The sequence below is a fragment of the Xanthocytophaga agilis genome (genome assembly GCF_030068605.1).
Taxonomy (GTDB): domain Bacteria; phylum Bacteroidota; class Bacteroidia; order Cytophagales; family 172606-1; genus Xanthocytophaga; species Xanthocytophaga agilis.
The window spans coordinates 200,974-219,244 of the sequence record NZ_JASJOU010000015.1 but is presented as its reverse complement, the minus strand read 5'-3'; the positions used below and the strand labels follow the sequence as shown (position 1 = coordinate 219,244).

Annotated in this window: 16 protein-coding genes; 3 read left to right on the top strand and 13 right to left on the bottom strand. The window is 39.2% G+C overall.

What is annotated here, in order from left to right; translation table 11 throughout:
* Window positions 1-9 precede the first annotated feature (9 nt).
* Genes QNI22_RS31895 through QNI22_RS31885 form a run of 3 tightly spaced genes read right to left on the bottom strand, consistent with a single transcriptional unit; the run spans window position 10 to window position 2,872 of the window.
* Window positions 10-696, bottom strand: a complete 687-nt coding sequence (locus tag QNI22_RS31895) for an Imm5 family immunity protein (protein ID WP_314517279.1) — start codon at window positions 694-696, stop codon at window positions 10-12.
* Between the two features lie 3 nt (window positions 697-699).
* The gene (locus tag QNI22_RS31890) at window positions 700-1,821 is read right to left on the bottom strand and encodes a leucine-rich repeat domain-containing protein (RefSeq protein WP_314517276.1); all 1,122 of its coding nucleotides are present in this window, start codon (window positions 1,819-1,821) and stop codon (window positions 700-702) included.
* A 7-nt stretch (window positions 1,822-1,828) separates the two neighbouring features.
* The gene (locus QNI22_RS31885) at window positions 1,829-2,872 is read right to left on the bottom strand and encodes a leucine-rich repeat domain-containing protein (RefSeq protein WP_314517274.1); all 1,044 of its coding nucleotides are present in this window, start codon (window positions 2,870-2,872) and stop codon (window positions 1,829-1,831) included.
* Between the two features lie 508 nt (window positions 2,873-3,380).
* On the opposite strand from QNI22_RS31885, the gene QNI22_RS31880 reads away from it, so the two are divergent.
* Entirely contained in the window at window positions 3,381-4,394 is a 1,014-nt protein-coding gene (locus QNI22_RS31880; RefSeq protein ID WP_314517272.1) for a non-reducing end alpha-L-arabinofuranosidase family hydrolase, read from the top strand.
* Between the two features lie 534 nt (window positions 4,395-4,928).
* On the top strand, window positions 4,929-6,683 hold the full coding sequence (locus QNI22_RS31875) for an endo-1,4-beta-xylanase (RefSeq protein WP_314517270.1): 1,755 nt from the start codon (window positions 4,929-4,931) through the stop codon (window positions 6,681-6,683).
* 62 nt (window positions 6,684-6,745) lie between these two features.
* Here the strand turns inward: QNI22_RS31875 and QNI22_RS31870 are convergent, their stop codons facing one another.
* The 7 genes from QNI22_RS31870 to QNI22_RS31840 all read right to left on the bottom strand — a co-directional run bounded on the left by QNI22_RS31870 (window position 6,746) and on the right by QNI22_RS31840 (window position 12,486).
* The gene (locus QNI22_RS31870) at window positions 6,746-7,630 is read right to left on the bottom strand and encodes a leucine-rich repeat domain-containing protein (RefSeq protein ID WP_314517267.1); all 885 of its coding nucleotides are present in this window, start codon (window positions 7,628-7,630) and stop codon (window positions 6,746-6,748) included.
* A 7-nt stretch (window positions 7,631-7,637) separates the two neighbouring features.
* Window positions 7,638-8,765, bottom strand: coding sequence for a leucine-rich repeat domain-containing protein (locus QNI22_RS31865; RefSeq protein ID WP_314517266.1), 1,128 nt, complete (start codon window positions 8,763-8,765; stop codon window positions 7,638-7,640).
* A gap of 8 nt (window positions 8,766-8,773) precedes the next feature.
* Window positions 8,774-9,544: a leucine-rich repeat domain-containing protein gene (locus tag QNI22_RS31860; RefSeq protein WP_314517263.1), complete on the bottom strand. Its 771-nt coding sequence runs from the start codon at window positions 9,542-9,544 to the stop codon at window positions 8,774-8,776.
* Window positions 9,545-9,547: 3 nt separating this feature from the next.
* A complete protein-coding gene (locus QNI22_RS31855) occupies window positions 9,548-10,114 on the bottom strand; it encodes a leucine-rich repeat domain-containing protein (protein WP_314517260.1) in 567 nt (188 codons plus the stop codon).
* A gap of 7 nt (window positions 10,115-10,121) precedes the next feature.
* On the bottom strand, window positions 10,122-10,910 hold the full coding sequence (locus QNI22_RS31850; protein WP_314517257.1) for a leucine-rich repeat domain-containing protein: 789 nt from the start codon (window positions 10,908-10,910) through the stop codon (window positions 10,122-10,124).
* Between the two features lie 3 nt (window positions 10,911-10,913).
* The gene (locus QNI22_RS31845) at window positions 10,914-11,210 is read right to left on the bottom strand and encodes a hypothetical protein (RefSeq protein WP_314517255.1); all 297 of its coding nucleotides are present in this window, start codon (window positions 11,208-11,210) and stop codon (window positions 10,914-10,916) included.
* A gap of 199 nt (window positions 11,211-11,409) precedes the next feature.
* Window positions 11,410-12,486, bottom strand: coding sequence for a WD40 repeat domain-containing protein (locus QNI22_RS31840; RefSeq protein WP_314517252.1), 1,077 nt, complete (start codon window positions 12,484-12,486; stop codon window positions 11,410-11,412).
* A 146-nt stretch (window positions 12,487-12,632) separates the two neighbouring features.
* Between QNI22_RS31840 and QNI22_RS31835 the strand changes: the two genes are divergently transcribed.
* Window positions 12,633-12,965 carry a hypothetical protein gene (locus QNI22_RS31835; RefSeq protein WP_314517251.1) on the top strand — a complete coding sequence of 111 codons (333 nt, stop codon included), beginning with the start codon at window positions 12,633-12,635 and terminating at the stop codon, window positions 12,963-12,965.
* 23 nt (window positions 12,966-12,988) lie between these two features.
* Here the strand turns inward: QNI22_RS31835 and QNI22_RS31830 are convergent, their stop codons facing one another.
* The 3 genes from QNI22_RS31830 to QNI22_RS31820 all read right to left on the bottom strand — a co-directional run bounded on the left by QNI22_RS31830 (window position 12,989) and on the right by QNI22_RS31820 (window position 18,241).
* Window positions 12,989-14,434 (bottom strand): HEAT repeat domain-containing protein, encoded by a 1,446-nt coding sequence (locus tag QNI22_RS31830; protein ID WP_314517248.1) that lies wholly within the window; start codon window positions 14,432-14,434, stop codon window positions 12,989-12,991.
* Between the two features lie 302 nt (window positions 14,435-14,736).
* Window positions 14,737-17,001 carry a leucine-rich repeat domain-containing protein gene (locus tag QNI22_RS31825; protein ID WP_314517245.1) on the bottom strand — a complete coding sequence of 755 codons (2,265 nt, stop codon included), beginning with the start codon at window positions 16,999-17,001 and terminating at the stop codon, window positions 14,737-14,739.
* Window positions 17,002-17,029: 28 nt separating this feature from the next.
* Window positions 17,030-18,241 (bottom strand): hypothetical protein, encoded by a 1,212-nt coding sequence (locus QNI22_RS31820; protein WP_314517243.1) that lies wholly within the window; start codon window positions 18,239-18,241, stop codon window positions 17,030-17,032.
* Window positions 18,242-18,271: the final 30 nt, after the last annotated feature.

Genomic DNA, 18,271 nt, shown 5'->3' with positions numbered 1-18,271 from the left:
TAGAAAGTCTTATTTATTCATTCCTTCTTTCCAGGCATAAGGTAATGCTTCCTGGAGCCACCATGTCCAGTAATCCTTGTATTTCTCGGGAGATCCTGTACCAAAATAGTGCATTGGGAAAGGAGGTCCTCCGGCATATGCAAAAGCAGCATAAAAATGCAGTTCATTCTCCATCAGGTCAATCTCTTCATCTTTCTGGGGTAGAAATGACTCTTCACTAGTCACAAAAGAATCAAACAAGACTAGCTCGGTAGCAAGAACTACTGTCAGGCCCACCATTGACTCTGCAAAACGATGTTTGCGATGTAAAGGGTCTTGAATCCAGGTATTATCAGCAAAAGCAGACATACGTTCCCAATCTTCATCAAGCTGAGTGTATAAGAACTCATTTTTTTCAACTACTCTTCTTTCTTTGTATCGGATAAAACGATCCAACAGAGGCATAAGCAATGTATCCTGAGGCCAGGTTGTATACCATAGAGGCGCTACCTTATTTATTGCCTGCTGTGCCAATAACCTCCGTCGTTTATGTGCAATGGGATCATGATGTGCCCCTAATGCAAGATAGATGGCTTCACGGATTCCTGATTCCAGATGGTGACAGGGATGAGATTCTATACAGGAAAAGCCTTTCTCAATCAACGCTGTTAGTTGGGTGTTCAGGAAAAAATTAGTTGACATTTTCTCTTTTTCCATCTCTTAGAAACGTATCTGGCAATGTGGCAACATAGATGTGATTCTTTCTTTTTCCGAATCAGACATGGGATTGTTAATTAAAATCAATTCCTGAAGATTGCTCAGGTTGCCTATTTGATCCGGAAGATGAGTTAATTGGTTCTGTGATAAATTCATATATTTTAACTGTGTGAGTTTACTTATCTCTGATGGTAGCGAAGTAAGCTGATTGTATTCCAGACTTATGTGCGATAAGTGTGCAAGATTGCTTATTTCTATAGGCAGAGTGGTTAACTGATTCTTTCCAAGATGTATTCTTGACAATTGCGTGAGATTACCTATTTCTGCTGGTAGTGAAGTTAACAGATTATCCTCGAGGCTGAGGTATGACAATTGAAGCAATTTGCCTAGCTGTGCTGGTACTCTCGTTAGTAAATTTTGAGACAATTGAAGGCTTCGTAAACTACTCAGATTGCCTATTTCATTTGGTAAGTGGGTAATCTTATTTTGCCATAATTGCAGGTCTTCCAGCTTGGTCAGGTCGCCGATTTCGATGGGTAGGGTGGTTAATTGATTGCGTTGTAGTGTCAATTCTTTTAATTGTGCCATATTACCTATTTCTGCTGGAAGAGAAGTTAGCTTATTTTTTTCAAGGAGCAGAGTCTCGACTTTACGCAAATTGCCAATGGTTGCAGGAATGGATGTTAACTTATTCTCCCGTAAATGCAGGACCGACAATCGGGTGAGTTTTCCAATCTCAGGTGGAATAGAGTCCAGTTGGCTAAATGAACAATAGAGTTGTTCCAATTGTGTCAACTTGCCGATTTCCGCAGGTAGAGAACTCAATTGAGTATGTAAGGCTAGTGTAGATAAATTAACCAGATACTGAATCTGGGAAGGAACCTGGGGTGCTCTTTTGTCAGAACCATAAAGTGTAGTGATTTGGTGAAGTTTCCACAACTTTCTCTCAAAAGAATAGGCTATATACTTACCTATCCAGTCAAATAAAATAGAAAGATCGTTTTCTAGATCTGAAAGATCTATCTTTAGAGATTTAGCTATCTGTAAGCCAAGAGTAATATTCTCTTTCTGCCCGGAAAGCAATAATCGAATAACGTTTTCTTTTTCAGTAATGACAACCTGCATAAAAAGCTTAAAAATATAGTTTACAGTGGGGTAGCAACATTTTAATTCGCTCTTTTTCTGATTCAGAAATAGGATTATTACAAAGATTGACTTTGGAAAGAATAGGTAATTGGCTTATTTCTTCAGGAAGTGTGCTGATTTTATTTCGTTGTAAGTCTAGATCAACCAGTCGGGTGAGTTTAGCAATCTCGGCAGGCAGTATATCTAGTTTATTTCTACCAAGACTTAAAATTTGTAGCTGAGTAAGATTCCATAGCTCTGTTGGCAGACTAGTCAATTGAATACTATCGACATACAATGTTCTTAACTTTTTTAAATTTCCAATTTCTGGTGGTAATGCCTTGAGTTTGTTCCCTGTTAATCCCAGAAAAGTCAACTGGGTTAAAGTCCAGAATGCTGGTGGCATAGAAGTTAGCTTGTTTGATTCTAAACGAAGTGTATCTAACTGTGCCAGGCTTCCGATCTCGTCAGGTACTTCAAGTAATTGGTTTTGAAATAACTCCAGTGTCTTTAGCTGTCTCAGATTCCAGATCCTTGGTGGCAATTCACTCAATTGATTTTTCCCCAGATTTAATGTTTTTAACTGAGTTAGATTCCCAAATTCTTCTGGTAATGAAGTCAATGGGTTTTCCCTCAGATTTAATTCTTTCAAATTAGTCAACTTTCCAATTTCAACTGGCAACTTACTAAGTTGATTCTTCTCTAAATTCAGATGAGTGAGTTGAATCAGGTTTAGTATCTCCTCGGGAATAGTTTTCAGTTGGTTAAATACCAAGCCAAGTTTTTTCAGACTGACAAGATAAGAGATCAGGGAAAGAGGAATAGGATTAGAAAAGTTACAATCTTCCAACTGAACTATTTTTAATAGCTTTTGTGAGAATGAAAATGAACTACATCTGACTGCTTTCGCCAGTATATTGATATCTTCTGTAAAATCAGTTAGATCTATTTTCTGAGACTCGGCTAATTGCAAGCCAAGTGTGATATTTTCCTCCTGACCTGATAGCAATAATCGAATAATGTTTTCTTTGTCGCGACCAGATAAAAGCATCGTAATAAACTATCCAGTAATTATTGATTGCATTGTGTCTCTTTTCACGCAATGAGGGGTTCGCAGTTGTGAAAATTATTCTTTAAAGCGAACCGCATTAAGCGTGGTTTTAGATACGTCAAAGATACATATCCACCTTTTTATTGCATTACAAAGAGGTGTTACAAAGTATATACAGGTACAAAATTACTTCATTCACATCTGAGACTTTAAACCTAATGTAGGCAACCTCTTTTATTACTCGATTGGTTTTTCTATTTAAGTAAAACTAAATATTGAAGAGGTAGCCCCTCTGTACAAAAGGGACAGATTCAACATGTAAAATCAATGTTTTATTAGGAAAAAAATAAAGAAAAAATATTATGTCATATTGACACATTATCGGAATTTTAACTTATATTTGACTTCGACATTAAATAGTTATACTTATAATAAGTATAGTTATGTAATGCGAGCAATAGTTACATACATCATTTTTAGTATTTTTTTAATCTTAGACAAAAAATGTATGAAAAGAAACATTGCATTCTCCTCAGGTATAGGTGTATTGACACTTTTAAGTGTGCTTACTAGTTGTACCAAACAAGAAATAAAACTAGCCGATAAGTCAACCGACTTAGACTCTTCTCCATCCGTAACCACAAGTGCTATACCCAATCCCCGGTGGAGTGTAACTGGTAAACTATTTGAACAAGGAGCGGCAGGTTCGTTCGAGTCTGTAGCCGTAAAAGATCCCTCATTGGTCTATGACGGGGGGCGGTGGCATGTTTTCTACACCGGCACAGACGGAAATCAATGGAAAATGGGCTATGTCAATTCACCTTCTTTGTTTGATATGAAGTCTGAACCTCGCAGGTTTATGAATTCTCTAAATGGAGGAGGGTATTTTTGCGCGCCTCAAGTTTTTAATTTTCCAGCGAAAGGCAAGTGGTTTCTTATCTACCAATCTGGTTTAGGAGCTACTTATTCTACCAATACAAGTGTTTCCGATTATGGTGGTTGGGCAGCTGGAAAAGGAATGGGCTTTAATGACGGTATTGATTTCTGGTGCATTGCTGATAATAGCTATGTTTACTGTTTTTATTCTGCACAAGATGGTTCGAAGACCATTAAAAGAAGACGAACTACCATAGCTAATTTTCCGAATGGCTGGGAATCTCCTACTATAGTGGCCACGGATACCTTTGAAGCACCTCATGTATACCGAAACAAAGCGGATGGAAAATATTATATGATGGTAGAAGATATAGGCAGGTATTTTGAACTATGGACTGCAAGTAACTTAAATGGAACCTGGACGAAGGTATCAGAAACCTGGGCTGCAAAGTCCAATCTAACTGAAAGAAATGGACATTGGACAGATCAAGTTTCACACGGGGAAATTTTACGTTCAGGGAGTGACCAGCTAATGGAAATAACTAACATTGACCGTTGCGAAGTATTCATGCAAGGTGTAGTAAACGGAAATTATAGTTCATACATACGAATTCCTTATGATCTAGGTTTAATGCAAAATTTTTAACCATAATCCGTATTTTTTCAACTTTACTACAGAAAAATTCTCTAAAATAAAAAACGCTCAAAAGGAAAGTTAGTTTTGGAGGCTTTATTCAAAAAACGTCCTTACAAAAACTGTTTTGAGTAGATACGATAAAAAAATGTATCGTATTGTTATGGCCTGTGACCAAACGAAGCACTAATCTGCTTAAGATCATCCCTATTAATGTGGTTCATTCATTTTTTACCACTGAAGACTAGTTTCTGATACAAAGAATCTGACCATAAGTTACCATCTCTTCCAACTGCATCCATCGTATGATTGCAGCGGGAGGGTCATACATTGATGCGCAACTCTTTATGTTCTCTTTCCAATGCAACTGTTATCAGGCTGCAAAGTTTTGCTAGTAGTATATGACTTGTGGGATCAAACAAAATGTGTGTGCATTTAATACCATTGGTTTTCATTTTATCGCTTTAACCAACTGTTCTTCCTTATCCAGAATAAACCCTTAGATGTTTTCAAACTTTTTTCACTAACGACTAAAAAAATCTATTTATGAAAACAAATTTAACTTTACCTGTTTGCTATATTTTACTGATAGCCTTCTTTTCCTTTCTTTCTGGCCATTCGGCTAAAGCCCAACTCGCAAAGTGTAAAGGCAAATATTTTGGTAATATTTTACAATATAGTGTTCCGTCTAATTACAATTCATTCTGGAATCAAGCCACAAGTGAAAATGGTTCAAAGTGGGGTTCAGTAGAGGGGACAAAAGGTGTCTACAATTGGACATCTTCTGACTTGGCTTATAACTGGGCAAAGAATAATGGTGGATTGTTTAAATATCACACCCTGGTTTGGGGAGCACAAACACCCGGTTGGGTAGCAAGTGCGAGTACGGCTACACTGACAGCTTCTGTACAAGCATATATTAAAGCTTGCGCTGATCACTATAATCCACTGGGAGGAATTAAAATGATTGATGTTTTGAATGAGCCAGTAAATACTCCTATGCCGAGTAACTTAAAAGCAGCACTTACTGCTGGCTACAAAGCCGAACCTGCCAATGCTGGTGATTTGAATAATCAATATGGCTGGGTGATTTGGTGTTTCCAGTTAGCCAGAAAATATTTTCCAAGTTCCACATTATTGATAAACGAGTACAATGTAGAAATGAATTGGAATAATTGCCGTGCCCCTTATATTGCCATGGTGAATGCCGTGAAAAATGCACCTAACTTAACAGATGGCCGTAAAAACCTGATTGATGGAGTAGGTTTGCAAGCACATGGTGTAGACAATTTAACTGCTGCTAACTTTAAGGCATGTATTGATGAAATCTGGAACAGTACTGGCGTTAGCATTCACATAACCGAGTTTGATCAAACGGCGAATCCGAATGAAACAAAACAGAGAGATGTATATTCCAGATTGATTCCCGTGGCATGGGAACATCCTCATGTAGCTGGTATTACCTTGTGGGGATATATCCAGGGTTCTACCTGGATTAATGGAAATGGACAAGCAGGTGCGGGAGGTACTGACTCTGGTATAATTTATGCCAATGGAAACGATAGACCAGCTATGACCTGGTTAAAATCCTACTTCTCTGGACAACCTACATTGGCTTGTTGTCCAGCGCCAGCCCCTTTTGCCAGTTGTCCTGGTACAAATCGTAGTTTTGTTGTTAGAGCTCGTGGCACGGCTGCTGGAGCTCAATTACAATTACGTATCAATGGCAATGTTATTTCTACATTCAACCTAACTACGGCATTTGCTAACTATACGGCCTCTTCTACAGCAACTGGAACTGTTCGGTTGGAAGTAACAACGGATAATGGTACCTGGGATGTGGAAGTTGATTACCTTCAAATTAACGGCACTATTCTACAAGCTGAAAATCAGGCTGTCAATACAGCTCTTTACTCAAATGGAAGATGTGGTGGGGGAGGGAGTAGCCAAATAATGCACTGCAATGGCTACATAGAGTTTGCTAATACTGCAGCCCGCACTTTTTCTGTACAGGAGAAATTTGTTGATTCTCCTAGTGAGCGCAATTTGTTGAACATATATCCTAACCCGGTTAGCAATGGTAATGTTACTGTTGAGTTTTACAATGAAAAAGAGCAGTATATAAGTATTGATTTAGTGACCACCAACGGACGTATTGTGAAAAAAGTCGCCTCGAAAAAATTTGAAGCAGGTGCTCATCAAATCAATATAGATTTTGCACATCCTGGTACTGAGCTTTATTTGGTTAGAATAAAAAAAGAAAATGAAATAATTACCAAACAATTGCTGGTTCAACACTAACTAGGCTGTTACCCCTAAAAACTGCTGACTTTACAGTCGGCAGTTTTTAGATTGATCGTATTTTAATGATGTTTTTGTATCTTCATAGGTTTTTCGGGAAAAACTAATTTGTTTGCAATGAGTAATAGCTTCCGTATTCTTTTTTTCTCTTCGTTTAAGAATGGATTCTTTTTTAAAAGAAGTTTTTGTAATTGGTTGAGATTACTTATTTCTGAGGGGAGTTCCGTTAATTGATTACCTATTAACTCTACTGTTTCTAACTTTTTGAGTTTGCCGATTTCCACTGGTAGTGAGGCTAGCGCATTATGATCTATGTTCAGTTTCCGTAAGTTATGAAGGTTGCAGATTGCCATCGGCAATGAAGTTAGGGTATTATAATTTAGGTACAGTTCCTCTAAGTTGGTGAGGTTGCCTATTTCAGAACCGATACTTTGCAACGAATTACTTCCCAGATGCAGAAAACGGAGTGAAGTAATCTGCTTAATCAATACGGGAAAAGAATCCAGTTGATTCTCTGCTACAAATAATGCTTCCAGCCTTGTCAGTTTGGTAATTTCTACTGGCAGTGAAGTCAGTTGGTTATAACTTAGTATCAGGCGATTTAGTTGGGTCAGTTCTCCTATTTCAGAGGGTAAGGTCTTTAACTCATTGTAAGGCAGGTCCATATCCTGAAGGCTTATAAAATACTTGATTTGAGGAGGAAGACTAACTAACGTACGCCTGGATACATAAAGTCGTTTGAGGGTAGTTACTTTCAAAAGCATATCTGTAAACAGGGAGCCATCTTCGCCTTGCCACCAGTTGTATACATATTCAATATCCTGTTTTAGATCAGAAATATCAATCTGTAGTGCTTCGGCTATCTGCAACCCTAAGGTAATGTTCTCTTCCTGTCCAGATAACAACAGACGGATGATGTTTTCTTTCTCAGTCGATTGCGCATTCATATAAAAGTTAAAAATATATTTCACAATTGGGTAATAAGGATTTAATCTTCACCTTCTCTGAATCGGAAATGGGATTTTTGCCAAGATCCAGATACTCGAGATTGATTAATCGACTTATTTCTTCTGGCAATACCTCTATTTGGTTATTCTTTAAATGTAACCGTCTCAGTTGAGTTAAATTTCCAATTTCTTCTGGGAGTGTTCGAAGCTGATTATGGTATATGATTAACTGAGTTAGTTGATTAAGTTTGCTAATTTCCTGAGGAAATGAACACAGTTGATTATCACCCAAGATTAATTCTTCTATACTTTCCAACTGCCCGATTTCTCTCAAAAGAGATACAAATTGATTTTGGCGTAAAGAGAGTCGTTTTAACTTTTTTAGATTACTGATTTCTGCTGGCAAGGAATACAGTTGATTGTTGGACAAATCAAGTCTTTGAAGTTGTGAGAGGTTGCCAATTGTCAAGGGGATAGACTGAAGTTGATTGTGAGATAAATCAAGACTCTCTAACTGAAACAAATTGCCGATCTCTGGTGGTAAGGTGTTGAGCTTATTATAGGATAACAGAAGTTCTTTTAGTTCACTACATTGCCATATTTCAGAGGGCAATGTAGTGAGATGATTCTCATATAGGAATAGTTTTAGTAATTTTTTAAGGTGTCCGATTTCTGGCGGAATGAAATGGAGTTGACTATATGTCAGATTCAATTCTCTCAATTGAGCCAGACAACCAATTTCTGAAGGGAGAGAACTCAATTTAGAATGACCTAATGACAAACGTATCAACTTCTTCAGAGTACCAATTTCGAGTGGTAAAGTATTGATTTGATTATAGGGTAAACTTAGTTCTTTCAGATTTAGCATGTATTTAATTTGTGGTGGTATACGATCAAATCCCGCATTTCCTTTAGCAATTTCTTCTATCCCAACTATCTGCACTAATTTGTCTGTAATCTCATTTATTTTATCTTTTCCCAACCACCATTCACAGAGAATGTCTATATCCTGTAAGAGGTCTGCGATATCTATCCTTTGTGATTCTGCTAATTGTAAACCAAGTACAATATTCTTCTCTTGTCCGGATAGCAATAAGCGAAGTATGTTTTCTTGGTCGGTGGATTGAGTTTCCATTATTTGGTTCAAAAAAGGATTTTACAGCTAGGCAATAAAGTTTTGATTGTCTCTTTTTCTGAATCAGAAATGGGATTGTCACGTAAATCCAACTCCTGAAGACGTGTCAGATACTTAATTTCGTGGGGTAAGTGTATTAACTGGTTTCCAGACAAACTCAGTAGTACCAGATTCTCTAATCTTCCGATTTCACAGGGAAGAAATGTAAGCTCGTTGAAATGTAATTTTAGGTCTTCTAAAGAATTTAAATTTCCTATTGTTTGAGGAATAGCAGTCAGCCTATTTGCGAATAAAAGCAACGCATTTAAGTTTCTCAAATCTCCAATTTGAGAGGGAATACAGGATAAAAAATTATTACTCATATTCAGTATTGAGAGATTGGTTAGATTTCCTATTTCCATTGGAAGACTCTCCAAGTGGTTATTTGATAGATCGAGTATGAGCAGATTAATAAGATATCCTATCTCGTTCGGAATAATCTTTAATGTATTATAGGTCAGATACATTTCTTTTACCTCTGCCAGATAGTGAATCTCTGCAGGTAAATAGGTAATATTCTGGTCAACCCCACTGATCCTTTTCTGACCTATGTGATACAATTTATTGGCAAAAGAAGACAAGTGTGGTATTCCATGCCACCTGCACAGAATATCAATCATATATTTTAAGTCAGAGATATCAATACTAAGTGAGTTCACTAATTGTAAACCCAATCGAATATTCTCTTTCTGCCCGGATAGCAACAGACGAATGATGTTTTCTTTTTCAGTCAAGTGCATCAGTTAAAAGTTTATTTTACAGTCGGGTAATAAGGTCTGGATTCGGTTTTTTTCTGAGTCGGGAAGAGGATTGTTTTTTAGATCCAGACTTTGAAGATTGTTAAGATTTATCATTGTATCTGGTAAAGTTTGGAGCCTATTTGTTGACAAATTCAGTTCTTCCAGATTCGCTAATTTTCCTATTGTTTCAGGAATATGGCTCAATTGATTCTCACTTATATCCAGCCAGGATAGGTTGTATAGGTCTCCTATTTCACAAGGCAATGAGTGAAGTTGGTTTTTATAGAGAACTAACTCTTTGAGATTACTCATGTACTTGATCTGAGATGGAATACATGAAATCTGTGCGTTGGGCCTGATGATTTCTTTAACCAGACTAATTTTCACTAACTTGTCATATACTCCATATCGTTGACAATTTCCCAACCACCATTCACAGAGAATATCTATATCGTCTAAAAAGTCAGAGACATTAATTGTAAGCGACTGCGTCAGCTGCAAGCCAAGAATAATAGTTTCCTCCTGTCCCGATAACAACAGGCGAAGTATGTTTTCTTTATTGCTATGCATATGAAAATTAAAACGCTATTGTACAGTTTGGTAGTAAGGATTTAATCCTCTCCTGCTCTGAATCAGGAATAGGATTGTTTCTAAGTTCTACTGTTTGAAGTTTATTCAGATTGCGGATCTCATCCGGAAGTTGAGTCAATTGGTTATCAGATAGAGTAAGTTCTTTTAATTCAGACAAGGAGCCAACTTCAGAAGGCAACCTTGTAAGTTGATTCCCTTTCAAGCCTAGTACTCTCAATTGTACCAAACAACCTATTTTGTAGGGAAGAGTGGTCAGTTGATTTCCTGCAAGATATAGAAACTGCAATTTGTCAAGGTTTGAGATTTCAGCAGGTAGTTCCTTTAACTGATTTAAGGTCAAGGTCAGGGATTCCAAATTTGTTAGCTTACCGATTTCTACAGGTAAACGGGTAAGCTGATTTTTAAAAAGATTCACTTTTCTTAATTCTCTTAAACACCCTATCGTAGCTGGAAGCCCACTAATTTTATTCTCTGGCAGGGTAAGATATTGCAGATTCCGACAAAGGTAGATACAGTCTGGAATTTCTTGAAGTGAAACCTTTATGCGTTTTATCTCTGTAATTGTATGGATTTTCAACAGAAATCTGATTACCCAATCAGAATCCTCCAGATCAGGTTCGTATTTGTACATCCATGTGTATAAATGTTCAATCGTTTTTTTGAATTCAGCAATACTTATATTCTGTGACCTGGCTAATTGCAAGCCCAAGGCAATATTTGCCTCCTGCCCGGAAAGCAATAATCGAATGATGTTTTCTTTCTCAGTCGAGTGCATCAGTTAAAAGTTTATCTTACAGTTGGTTAATAGTGACTGAATTTGTTCTTTTTCTGAGTCGGAAAGAGGATTATTTTCAAGTGTAAGAGGAAGGCTTTGGCCTATTTTTTCTAATCTGAGCTCAAAAGAGTAAAATTCGTAGTGTTGGAGGTATTTACAAACCAGATTGATTGTCTGTCTGAAATCCTGCAAATCAACTTCCAGCGAATCAGCTAGTTGCAAGCCCAAAGCAATGCTGGCTTTCTGCCCGGAAAGCAGTAAACGGATGATATTTTCTTTTTCGATAACGTTTGGAGACATAGCTATAAATGAGTCGAAAGTTTATACATACACGTTCCCTTTCAGAACACCGGAAGGGTTTTGTATTTGCAAAAATGCTACTGGCTATAAACCATAAAACACCTGAATTCAGGTGTTTCAAAAATACACATCAGCCATTTTATCACCCTACTAAGAGGTGTTACAAAGCATATACAGGTATGAAAATTCTATATTTTACTCAATCTAGCGATTGAGTGAGCAAAGATTTCATCTGTGACTGAACTAACCCTGATATAAATTGCCCTGAAATGACAGGCTTATACTGGTAACTGCCACGAGTATCTACAGCCAGGCAGAGACGCTCTGAAAATTGCTGTTTTCCAAAATCCCATTGAACAGCCCCGAAAAAGTTTTCACTATGGTCAAAATTTCCCTGGGTATCAAAGGCTATCCACGATTGGTTAAAGGCAGAATGGAGAATAGTAAGCAGTAACTTCCCTGTGATAAAGTTCCAGACAAGCAGTGAGCCACCAAGAGAAGAAGAAAAAAGAATCCGGTTATGTACCAGCAAACAATCCGAAATGGTATCCAGATGCCCTTTGAATGTGCGAAGGCATTGGTCGGTAACCATGTCCCAGCATTTGATAGCTCTGCCCTTGTTGACAGATAAGAATTGGGTTCGGGATATGGCTTTTATGAGGAGAGTTTCTCCTGCTTTTTCAAGATTTTGCCGTACAGTTCCTGTTTCTTTATCGATAACCTGTATTGTTTTTTTTCTTGCATCTGCATAGATTATAAATTCAGTAGTCTCATCGACCGGAGGGGACTTATCCGCTTTGGTGCTTTCACCTGCTTGCGAGCCCACGAAGATTCCTGAAAAGATATCCCATATTAGTTGTTTGTGGCTGTATGCCTGTTCAATATGTAGCTTGCCATCCTGGTAAATGAGTTGACCAAGAGGTAAAGCTGTTTGCCTAAAAAGAGGCTTCCTTAATTGAAAAGTAGGTTCATCCAGATAACAACCCAGTTGTGGATCATAAGCCCGGCAACACAACTGAGTTGCAATAGTTGAAATGTAGTGAAAGTACAGGTCAAAATTGGTATTTACGTGATTTAGAAAAGAATAGGGAATGTGAAAGGACACACCTGCAATCTGTTCCGGATCAGTTGTGGAGGGTTCCAGATCAATTTCCATATAATGCGACGAATGTATCACAAAGCGGAACTGCTGCACAGCCGGATTCTGGTGTAAAATCTGCATGATGTCTGTTCTTAACCTGGGTTGTGTCAGGGTAATGGTAATATCATAACTCATAGGCAAGCTTGTGTTAGTCAAGTAAAGTTGACACTGTCATACATTTATTCAATCTATGTTTGTTACTATTTGATCGTTTACTTTTTTTGTATTGATACCAATTTTGGAAGAATATTCGGAACAAAATCCTGAACCCCTAACCTGATATGAATCCCTGGCAACAGACAGCAGCATTTGCTTCACAACTCTCATCGCTGGCGTATGAACTTGACTTGTTTGGCAAAGCCCGACAAGCGCTGCCAGATATGCTATCAACTGCGCAACCACTGAACGGATGGACCAAAGCAGATCTGGATTTTTTGGAGATCGTAAACCTCTCCTGGAAATTATGTTTTATTCAGGAATCCCATCAGACTGAAATCGAGGTTACCCTGACGCTCTGGTATGGATCAGAGGAGGTAGGTTATTTTGATGCATCCTTTGATCTGAATGGAGAATTGTCTTCATCCGCTCTGAAGTTTCATATTTCCAGAGAATAGGTTTTTTTGCTGACACCATAGTGCTATGCAGATGGCAGGTTGGTTACTTGCGAAAGTGCAGACAATCCAGCCAGTCGAACCGATTCAACTGTTTCTTTTTCCAGCAATTGCTCCAAAGCTGGTATTGTCCGTGGATCCCGAAGTTGTGCCAGATACCTAGCGGCAGCCTGTCGCATCTGTGGAGCATGGTCTTTTAGGAACCGGGTTAAAAACTCCCACAAATGGGTAGGAGTCAAGTTCCAGATGGTTTCCAGTGCCTTTAACCGTTTTTCAACAGAAACCTCAGTATGCATAGCCATGCATACTGGCAATACCTCACTCAACTGTGAATGATTTTCACCCTGCAGGCGCTGTCCGTCCCAGCCATATTCCCAGGGAAACCTATTTTGTTCGTAATCACTCACAATCAGGCTGCAACAGGCTAGTGAAAGCGGCTCATCCAGTAACGTAGTTCTAAAATCACGATAAAAATCGCTTTGGGACAATTGATTAGACCGTTCGCTTATGTCTATACTGAGATATCCGGGCAGCATCTCAAAACGCAGAATTCCCAACACAGCCTGAGTTTCTTTATCCGCAATCAGCAGATAGAATTCTTTTCCTCCACCATCCCCACCCAGCCAGCGATTATTCCACTCACGTGCAAAGGCTTTGGACAGGTAACATAATCTGGCATATACCCACGAACCCATATCCACTCTCACTTTTTCCATAGCTTTACTTACAGCCTCTTGCAACTCATACTCCAGATCATATCCTGAATACTCCAGATTCAGAGATAGCTCGTCATTTTCTTCCCAGTTCAGGTCTTCAATCAGTCCAGTAGCGATATATTCTAACCCAAAGACAGGCACCCTGCAAAAATAGCGATCCAGAAAGAAGCCATCCATTTCATCAAATATTCCTATGGATGGTAGATTCTCTGTTGGCGTTTGAACGGCTGAAAATGCCTGATACTTTTCCAGTGTAACCCTATCCGATGGCATCTGAAACTGATACACCGCAACCGGAACATCGGTTTCCTGTATGGGAATACGCATACCCCTGACAGGACCTTTTTCCCATTGTCCGGTACGGGAAGCAATAGTGTTTTCGGCCACAATACGAAACCCTTCCGGAAATCGGGCCACATACCAGGCAAACGGATCGGTTTCTTTTCCCAACGGACCCACATAACACACAAATACATCGCCGAATTTTGTACACTGGTAGTGGTGAATGCAGTACAGCGATCGGGGTTGAATAGATATGTCCTTTACCCATTCTTCCGAAATAGGATGTGCACGGGAACGCCGCTTGTTGCCAATATGATACAAGGTTACCAAATCATAGACTTTCAATTGCATGGACTTTTTCCAATACCTGTCAAAGTCGGATTCTGTATACTCAGCCAGTAATGCTTCATATTCCAATTGAATATATGACTCTATGAATGAAACAATATCAGATGAAACAGTTTGGTTAGTCATATACTAAGGGTTGTTGAACAAAATAGCTGATCGGAATTCAGGACAAAAGTTTTCTTGCGCATAATTCTATGCAAGCCAACACTTGCCGTGAATTCCGATCAGATTTTATTTTTGCCGTGAGTTATGCGCAAAAGAAAAAGTGATCGGAACTCAGGTCAAAGCCAAAAGTGATCGGAGTTATAGGCAATCTCTTCATGAATCAGACAAGCTGGATTCCTTTCCCTGAAAATAGTTTGCCGTGAACTATGCGCAATGCAAACATACATTTTACAGATATATCAGAGAGTTTAGTACCTATCAGGCTACTCATCAAAAATAACTTGCAGTTGAGGTAAATCCTGCTGCAACTTTTCCAGGTTGGCTTTTGCCTGTTCCTGTAAAGAGGCATTACTTTTAGCTAGATACAGTGCTTTCAATCCTGTAAAGGATTTCAACGGTTTTTTTTTCTTTACGAAATCGCTTATCTGTATTTTTAGTCCTTCCACTTTATCCAAACTTGCCTTGCTGGAAGTGAGTTTGTCCAATGGCAACCAGGACCAGTTCAAAATGGTATTCTTAGTCTGTGACTGCACAGCAAAGTCGGCATCTTCAGGACTAGTAATGAACAATTGATACAAACAGTCTTTCAAAATCGTTTCAGATTGTATCATATCTTGGTGTTCTTTGCTACAAATGGAATAGTATTCTTCAAAATGGAATTGAAGAATGGTTCTGGCCAACAACGTTTTGTCAACTTCGGGTGATTTCCACAACAATCGAATGATTTTTAAATAGTCAGTCTTCATTCGGATGCATTTGACCACTGCAACAATTTCAGCAGACGCATATTTTTCCAACACAGTCATGGCTTTCTTTTTGACTTTGCTGTCCAGCTCTTTCTGCAAAACCACCAACACCAATATGTACAAAATAGACTCCGGCAAACCACCCTGATTGATCATTTCCAGTGCTAACTGAACATTGGCGGGCTCAACGCTGATCAGCAAACGGGTCAGATTGGTTTGAGTATTCTCATCGGATTCTTTCAGGAAAGGAGTATCCAGCTTTTCCAGGTAGGACTTTAGTTGTGTTCCTGTCACCAGAGGCAGTTTTGATTGGAGTACGAGTTGTACTTGTTCTTCAGTAATACCTTTGCCAATGAGAATGTGGGTGGCTTTCTCTGTCAGTGTACTTTCTAACTGAATATTGTGTTTTCTACATTTCTCTTTTAGTTCTTTGGTACTTATGCCATCGACTGTACCAAACAAACAAATACCACCCAAGGATAACACTTGTGAGTGTTCAAATGGATTGGTAATTTTCTTTTCAAGTACAATAAGGGTATTTCTGACTACGGCAGGGATTTTTACATTTAGCAAAGGAATCAACTCTGAACCAGATACATCGTTCAGATAGTCTTCATTCATACAGAAAACAGCAACTATTCGCTTTTTTTCTTCCTCCGAGTACGTGTCTTGCCTTACATATTTGAGCAGGCTTATCAAAGGGGCCCCGTCCTTTACTTCACTTTGAGGCATATTCACATGAAAGCCCGTAAGCTTATCCAGAAAAACCAGCTCAACGGGAATTTTCTGCAAAGCAGTGCGCCCAAGGTAGATATTCTGCAACACCCGAAAATCACCGATCCGGGCAGGAAGCTGCGTAACAGCACAACTGCCTATATTCAGTGATTGCAAGGTCGCCGGATTAAGGCAGGATAGTATCTGATCCAGGTCGATTGTTTTGTTGCCGTTCAGTGTAAGGTGTTCGACTTGAGGCAGATAGCCAGGTAAAGCAACAATACTATTGTCTTCGACTTTTAATACTTCCAGTTTTTTACAGTGTATTAAAGCTGTAGGCAGCTGCCTCAGATTCAGGTTTTGAAAGATTATCTGCTCAAGATTAATTGCTTTGGGTAAACCACCTGTATCTTCTGGAAACGCGATAGCCTTAGCCGGATTCAACGGTGAATGATGTATGGAAGAGACCTCACATTGTTGCAAGTTTGGTAGTTGCATCAGATTGCTTATCACTTGCGTTACCAAAGCAGGATCGGGATACTCCCAGATTTTCAGATTGAAGAAGTTAAGTTGTTGAAGTGGCAGAAAAAGATCCTGAGAAACGGGTAACGAATGATTTATTTCAATTTCCAGTATTCCCAGATTCTCCAGTTGATTCACAAAAGTTGGAAAGTACTCAAACCGACTGGTAAGCTTTATATTCAGGTTTTGTAACTGGGTCAAACGAGCAAGTATATCCAGTAGTGGTTCGCTCTCAGGAACCTCTGAAGCTACTGAAATATTCAAGTAAGTGAGAGATTTTACAGAACTCAATAGCTCCAGAAACCGGATGTCAGTTGCCAGTGTCTGTGAAGAAAGCTTGAAATCTTCAACTTTGATTGAGGTCAGAGTAGGATGAGAGACCAGCTTTTCGAATACATCGCAAAAGGGATGTGTTTTTTGGTGAGCCCATCGGTATTGAATTTCAATTGATTTAATCCCTGACTGTTTTTCTGCCTCTTCTGGAGTCATTATATCTTTTTCAGAACCAAAGTAAAGCGAGTTTTTTAAATGATGGTTATTTTTCATACGGTGTTATCAAAACTAAATTTAAAGCCTATCTTCTGATTATCAGTGTCACAAGCCCGGCAAAGATGCCTGGCTGAAAGGTGCCACCCATAACCACTGGGAATGCAGGCTCATAGACAAGTGAAAATTCTACCAGGCTTTTGAGCGTGGCTTTCATCTTCTGACTCACCTGTTCAAAAGCCTCAAGGGTCTGAGGCGACAGGTATTCCTTGTATTCCTCATCGGCCTGTTGATCCCAGAAGATGCAATTGCGTTTCTGTATCCTTTTCATTCTGAGTTTTGCCCCTTCCAGAAACTGACCTAATGCAATAAAATCAGGCAAGCCATCTATCATCTCTCCACAATACACAAAAGGAAAATAGGCCATGTCTCCTTCTGAATTGAGTGCTGTACATCCTGCTTCGGTCAGTAGCTGAGCTAGTTCCTGAGTAAAACGGATTGCTTCCCCTAAAGCAGGCCAGGGCAATGTATCAGACAACGGATCTGCACCTTGTTGGAAAAAGCCACTGGTATAAAACTTACCCCCCAACAAGGTCAGGAAAATAGACCAGTTGGGATCTTGGGAAGTAGTGCCTGCATACTGTTTGCCCCAGAGGACTTTTTCTTCAATGGCACCAAAAGTTTCAACAAAAGCATCCCGTTGTGGATTCTCTCCCTTTTCTCTGCCCAGGCTTACGGGGGTGGGTGCTGTCTTTGTTTCTGTCGGGGCAACCACCGAGAGGGGTGCTGCTTCATAATCGGCCAGATCCACAGGATCAGCAGGTGGCTGAAACTGGCGAACCGAGAGCAACTTACCTAGCGGCTCAACCCGAATGCCGCCCCGCCACTGCCAGTTTCCCCTATCGTTATTGTATTTGCTCATAATCCGCCACTCCTTTTCTTTGGTGCGATAATTTTCGCGTTTGGCAATGTACAAGGAGGCAGAATAAGAGTCACTCCAGTTAGAATAACTACTCACATAACACCGAAACAGAGATCCATAGTCTGCATGTTCATATTCCTTGATCTGAAACAGAATGCGTGGTTTGACCTGTGCCAGCTTGGCTTCTCCCTCTGTAAACCATGACTCATCTATCGACCGATAATTTACTTCGGGCATTAAGTCAGCCCCATACATACGGTCTAAGGTAGATCGTATCCCTCGAAAGATTTTATTATCCTGTTCCAGATAATAGGCTTGCCAGGCAGCATATTCGTTGGCAATAAATTCGTTAATAAAGGCAATGGCTTCTTCCAACATAGATTTGTAATTGTTTTTTTATTTTTCTGG